This window comes from Streptomyces sp. SID11385, assembly GCF_010548245.1.
GTDB lineage: Bacteria > Actinomycetota > Actinomycetes > Streptomycetales > Streptomycetaceae > Streptomyces.
This window is the reverse complement of the sequence record NZ_JAAGLR010001063.1, coordinates 1-5,524: the sequence shown is the minus strand read 5'-3', so window position 1 is coordinate 5,524 and position 5,524 is coordinate 1. Positions and strand designations below refer to the sequence as shown.

At 73.3% G+C, this 5,524-nt stretch carries 6 protein-coding genes; 5 read left to right on the top strand and 1 reads right to left on the bottom strand.

Annotation, left to right across the window (positions count from 1 at the left end; genetic code table 11):
* Nucleotides 1–128: 128 nt before the first annotated feature.
* On the bottom strand, nt 129–929 hold the full coding sequence (locus G3I42_RS32705; RefSeq protein WP_164291303.1) for a SigE family RNA polymerase sigma factor: 801 nt from the start codon (nt 927–929) through the stop codon (nt 129–131).
* Between the two features lie 296 nt (nt 930–1,225).
* Between G3I42_RS32705 and G3I42_RS32700 the strand changes: the two genes are divergently transcribed.
* The 5 genes from G3I42_RS32700 (at nt 1,226) to G3I42_RS32680 (ending at nt 5,469) form a co-directional block, all read left to right on the top strand.
* Entirely contained in the window at nt 1,226–1,903 is a 678-nt protein-coding gene (locus tag G3I42_RS32700; protein ID WP_164291302.1) for a response regulator transcription factor, read from the top strand.
* Nucleotides 1,904–2,076: 173 nt separating this feature from the next.
* Nucleotides 2,077–3,744 carry a HAMP domain-containing sensor histidine kinase gene (locus G3I42_RS32695; RefSeq protein ID WP_164291301.1) on the top strand — a complete coding sequence of 556 codons (1,668 nt, stop codon included), beginning with the start codon at nt 2,077–2,079 and terminating at the stop codon, nt 3,742–3,744.
* Nucleotides 3,745–3,811: 67 nt separating this feature from the next.
* Nucleotides 3,812–4,378 carry a hypothetical protein gene (locus G3I42_RS32690; protein WP_164291304.1) on the top strand — a complete coding sequence of 189 codons (567 nt, stop codon included), beginning with the start codon at nt 3,812–3,814 and terminating at the stop codon, nt 4,376–4,378.
* Nucleotides 4,379–4,545: 167 nt separating this feature from the next.
* Nucleotides 4,546–5,139: a VanZ family protein gene (locus G3I42_RS32685; RefSeq protein ID WP_164291300.1), complete on the top strand. Its 594-nt coding sequence runs from the start codon at nt 4,546–4,548 to the stop codon at nt 5,137–5,139.
* A 111-nt stretch (nt 5,140–5,250) separates the two neighbouring features.
* Entirely contained in the window at nt 5,251–5,469 is a 219-nt protein-coding gene (locus tag G3I42_RS32680; RefSeq protein WP_164291299.1) for a PspC domain-containing protein, read from the top strand.
* The last annotated feature ends 55 nt before the right edge of the window (nt 5,470–5,524 follow it).

Genomic DNA, 5,524 nt, shown 5'->3' with positions numbered 1-5,524 from the left:
GCCGCCCGTCCCGGGCCCGTACTCCCCCGTACGTGCCACGGGCTCCCCCGTGCGGCGGACCCTCCCCCGGTTCCCCCGTTCCTCCCCCTGTCCCCCCGCTCTTTCCTCCCCCGTCCCCCCGCGGTCCTTCAGGCGACCAGTTCGCCGAAGGACTCCTCGCGGTCACGGTCGCGGCTGAGCGCCTCGTCGTCGCGCAGCCGGCGCAGGCTGCGCCAGATGCTCGACTTGACCGTGCCGACACTGATGTCGAGGATCTTCGCGATCTCCGGGTCCGTGCGGCCCTCGTAGTAACGGAGGACCAGCATCGTGCGCTGGAGTTCGGGCAGCCGGGTGAGCGCCTGCCACAGGACGGTGCGCAGTTCGGTGCCGCGCATCGCGTCCGTGTCGGTCGCCGTCTCCGGCAGTTCCTCGGTCGGGTACTCGTTGAGCTTGCGCCGCCGCCAGGCGCTGATGTGCAGGTTCGTCATGGTGCGGCGCAGGTAGCCGCCGACGGCGGCCTTGTCGGTGATGCGGTCCCAGGCCCGGTACGTCGAGAAGAGGGCGCTCTGGAGCAGGTCCTCGGCCTCGAAGCGGTCCCCGGTCAGGTGGTAGGCCGTCGCGTACAGGGAGGCCCGGCGCTGCTGGACGTAGGCGGTGAACTCCGCCTCGTTCGCCCGGGCGCGCTCCCCCGTGTCCCCCGTGCCCTCCCCGTACGCGACGCTCCGGTCCGCCTCGTTTCCCCCGCGGGGAACCGGAGCCACGTCCACCGGCGTCCCCAGCAGGGGATGCGGTGCACGACCGGTCCCGCAGCCTCGTCCTCGTCCGCCCCCGGGCTCATGGCTCCGCTCGAACAAGGACACGGTCGCGGTACCGGAGGTCTCAGTCCGCGCGGCGTAGTCGTGCAGCCGGGTGATCACCGCACCGCCCGTGGTGCTGTGCCGAGTGCTCATCGCGCGCCTCCGTCCTGAGGTGTGAGTGGTCTGCCGCGAGGCGTTCCGCCGTCCTTGCGGCCGGCCGGTGCGCCCCGTGTGCCAAGAAGACTGCCAACCCCAGTTCATGACCGTGTCCGCCGACTGTCACAGAGCTGTCACAGCGCCTCCTCGCACGCGCGTCGAAGAAGCCCGCGCGTACGCGCGGGCCGCTCGGGCGGTACGGAGGGGCAGCCGCGCGCGGCCCCCTGGGCACGGGCCCCGCCTCCCGGGACCCGGAGGTCGAAGTCCGGGCGGCCGTGGGACAGAATGACCGGGTGCCTTCCCTGTTGCTGATCGAGGACGACGACGCCATCCGTACGGCCCTTGAGCTGTCCCTGACCCGCCAGGGGCACCGTGTGGCCACCGCCGCCACGGGCGAGGACGGGCTGACGAAACTGCGCGAAGAACGACCGGACCTGATCGTTCTGGACGTCATGCTGCCCGGAATCGACGGCTTCGAAGTGTGCCGTCGCATCCGCCGCACCGATCAGCTGCCGATCATCCTGCTCACCGCGCGCAGCGACGACATCGACGTGGTGGTGGGCCTGGAGTCCGGGGCCGACGACTACGTGGTCAAGCCGGTGCAGGGCCGGGTGCTGGACGCGCGCATCCGCGCGGTGCTGCGGCGCGGGGAGCGCGAGTCGAGCGACTCGGCGGTCTTCGGGAACCTCGTCATCGACCGTTCGGCGATGACGGTCTCCAAGGACGGCGTCGAACTCCAGCTCACACCGACCGAGTTGCGGCTCCTGCTCGAACTGAGCCGCCGCCCGGGGCAGGCCCTGTCCCGGCAGCAACTCCTGCGCCTGGTCTGGGAACACGACTACCTCGGCGACTCGCGCCTGGTGGACGCGTGCGTGCAGCGACTGCGCGCCAAGGTCGAGGACGTGCCGTCCGCGCCGAAGCTCATCCGCACGGTGCGCGGGGTCGGCTACCGGCTGGACGCGCCGCAGTGAGGCGAGGCGACGGCGAACGGCGGGACGGGAACGGGCGGCGCGACGGGAACGGGCGGGGGGCGGAGACCGGGGGCGGAGGAGCTTCGTCGGGTGCGGGGACCGGGGCCGCTTCGTCGGGTACGGGGGCCGCTTCGTCGGCCGGCGGACGGTGGCGGCGGTTCCTCGGCTCGGGGGTGCGGTTCACGAGCCTGCGCCTGCGGCTCGTCCTCGTCTTCGGCCTCGTCGCGCTGACCGCCGCCGTCTCGGCCTCGGGCATCGCGTACTGGCTCAACCGCGAGGCGGTCCTGACCCGCACCCAGGACAACACGCTCGACGACTTCAAGGAGCAACTGGCCAGCCCCGACCGGACGGTGCCGCCCGAGCCGACCCGCGAGGACCTGGCGCGCACGGCCCGCGCGATGTCCCGCTCCGGGCAGCACTACGACGTCGTACTCGTCGACCAGGACGCCAAGGGCCGTACGGTGACCGGGAGTTCGGCGCCTGGCGTGTTCTCACTCGGTGACGTGCCGGACACCCTGAAGGAAGCCGTCACACGCAAGCAGAAGCTCACGTCGACCAACAAGGCGTCCTCGCACCTGTACTGGCAGCGAGTCGACGTCAAGGGCACGCCGTACCTGATCGCGGGCGCCGAGGTGAGCGACGGCGGCCCGACCGGCTACCTGCGCAAGTCGCTCAGCTCCGAGGCCGACGATCTGGAGTCCCTGGCCTGGTCGTTGGGGATCGCGACGACGCTCGCACTGCTCGTCGCCGCGCTCCTCGCGCAGGCGGCGGCCACGACCGTGCTCAAGCCCGTGCACCGCCTCGGGGTCGCCGCGAAGCGGCTCGGCGAAGGCAAGCTCAGCACGCGGCTGCGGGTCTCGGGAACCGACGAACTCGCCGAGCTGTCCCGTACGTTCAACGACGCAGCGGCGGCGCTGGAACAGCGCGTCGCGGACATGAGCGCGCGCGAGGAGGCGAGCCGCCGCTTCGTCGCCGACATGTCCCACGAACTGCGCACCCCGCTCACGGCGATCACCGCCGTGACCGAGGTCCTTGAGGAAGAGATCGACACGCTCGACCCGATGATCGAGCCCGCCGTACGGCTCGTGGTGAGCGAGACGCGGCGGCTCAACACGCTCGTCGAGAACCTCATGGAGGTCACCCGCTTCGACGCGGGCACCGCCCGGCTCGTCCTCGACGACGTCGACATCGCCGACCAGATCACGGCGTGCATCGACGCGCGCGCCTGGCTCGACGCGGTCGAACTCGACGCGGAGCGCGGCATCATGGCGCGCGTCGACCCGCGCCGCCTCGACGTCATCCTCGCCAACCTCATCGGCAACGCCCTCAAGCACGGCGGCTCCCCGGTGCGGGTCTCGGTGCGGGTCGAGGGTCCCTCGCTGGTGATCCGGGTACGGGACCACGGCCCCGGCATCCCGGAGGACGTCCTGCCGCACGTCTTCGACCGCTTCTACAAGGCCAGTGCCTCGCGCCCCCGTTCGGAGGGCAGCGGCCTCGGCCTCTCGATCGCGCAGGCCAACGCGCACATCCACGGCGGCGACATCACAGCGAGCAACTCCCCCTACGGCGGCGCGGTGTTCACCCTGCGCCTGCCGAGGGACGGCGGCGAGGCGGCCCCGGAGGACGACGCGGACGACGGCGGCCCCACGGACCTCGTGGACGGCGTGGACGACGTGGGCACGGACGCGGGCACGGGCACGGGCGCGGACACGGGTACGAGTACAGGCACGGCTACGGGTACGAGTGCGGAGTCGAGGAGCGGCGCGGCGGGTGCGGGGCACGAGACGGACCACGGCGGAGCGGATGGCGAGAGCGGCGAGGACCGTGCGGCAGGGCGCTGACCCGGTGGGGAGCGCTCCCGCCGGGGCGCGGCGACGGTCCCGTACCGCCGTCGTGCGCTCCTGCGGCGTGCTCGCCGGGCTCGGGCTGCTGCTCGCCGGGTGCGGCATCAGGCCGACCGAGGTACCGACGGACGCGGGACCGGCCCCGTCGCGGCTGCCCTGCGTGCTCGACGAGGACAGCGTCTCGCAGCCGCCGGGCACGACGCCCGCGAAGGTCTATCTCGTGTGCGGGGCACAGCTCGTGGTCGTCAACAGGTACCTCGCGGAGCCGACGGGCCCCGGCCCCGTCCCGGTGGCACGACAGCTCCTCGACCAACTGCTCCCGCAACCCTCGGGGGCCGAGCGGCTCGCCCACTTCACCTCCGCCGTGCCGAGCGGTACGGCCCTCTCCGGCCCGCGCCCCGGCGACCCCGCGCACACCCTGCGCCTCACCGTCGACCCCGCCGGGCTGACGGGCCCCGGCCTCGCCCAGCTCGTGTGCACCCTCGGCGAGAGCGCGGCGGCGACGGCACAGGGCACGGTGCTGCTCGGCGGCCCCGGCGAGAGCCCGGTCCGCGCCTACGAGTGCGACCGCGAGCTGCGCGCCAACCCGGCACGGACACCCGTACCGACGGTGCCGGTGCCGAGAGGGTAGGGGCGGCGGGGCAGGGCCCGGCGGGGCTCACTCGGGGCGCCCCCGCGACCGGCGCCCCCTCCCGCCCCGCGGTTCCCGTCGCACCCCGCCCAGTGGGGTGAGGACGCCCACACGGCTGCCGGGGCGGGGGCGGAACCGGGCGAGGTGAGGGGGGCGTCCTTGGAAGCGTGCAGCAGCCAGGGCCAGACGGCGGGGCGCGGACCGTTTCCTACCGCGCGGCGGGAGTCGTACTCCTCGTCGCGCATCTGCTGTTCGTCGGCTGGTACGCGCTGCGGCCGCTCGACGTGCCGTGGGTGAGCGCGCCGAACACGACGCCGCTCGCGACGGTCCGCGCCGACCTGGCGCTCGGTTTCCCCGGCGCGGTACGGCCGCTGGCCGCCGGTCTCGGGCTGCTCGCCCCGCTCGGGGTGCTGCTGCCGCTCGTCGGGGGCCGCGTCGCGGTCTCGGCCTTCGCCTCGCTGTGCCGGACGACGCTGGCGGGCGGGGTGCTCGCGATGCTCCTGGAGATCGCGCAGACGGGGGTGCCCGGGCAGACCGTGGACATCGACTCCGTACTCCTCGCGATCGTGGGGACGGCGACGGCTCATCTCCTGGTCGTACCGGCCGTCCGTCGCAGGGCCAGGAACCGGCGCGGCACTCCCTCCCTGGTACCCCCTCCCCTCCGTCCCGAGGAGGAGAACCCTGAGTACACCCAGGGGTGTCCCGGAGGGGTTTCTCAGGGTTCGACCCCGAGAATTCCCAGGGTCGGTACGGCACCTTAGGGGGATGCTCGTCCTGGTTCGTCCCCGTAGCGTGGAAGGTGTCGGGGGACGCGGAGAGCGTCCCCGCCGGGGCCGGACGACGGCTCCGCACCTTCCACGGAGGAGCCCACCATGAGCACCACATCCTTGGTCCGCCCCACGCGGGGCCGCATGATCGCAGGCGTCTGCGCCGGCCTCGCCCACCGCTTCGGCATCTCCCCCACCACGATGCGCATCATCTTCGTCGCGTCCTGCCTCCTCCCAGGCCCCCAGTTCATCGTCTACCTCGCCCTGTGGGTCCTCCTCCCGAGCGAGAAGAAGGCCGGCGGCAACGCCCACCCGGCGTGGTGAGGCCGCGCGGCGTGCGGGTCGCGTCCTCGGCGGGGTGCGGCGCGGCCCCGGCAGC

Bases quoted from the DNA above. Each gene is read 5' to 3' on its own strand.
- G3I42_RS32705 (WP_164291303.1), bottom strand. From the start codon at position 929: ATGAGCACTCGGCACAGCACCACGGGCGGTGCGGTGATCACCCGGCTG.
- G3I42_RS32680 (WP_164291299.1), top strand. From the start codon at position 5,251: ATGAGCACCACATCCTTGGTCCGCCCCACGCGGGGCCGCATGATCGCA.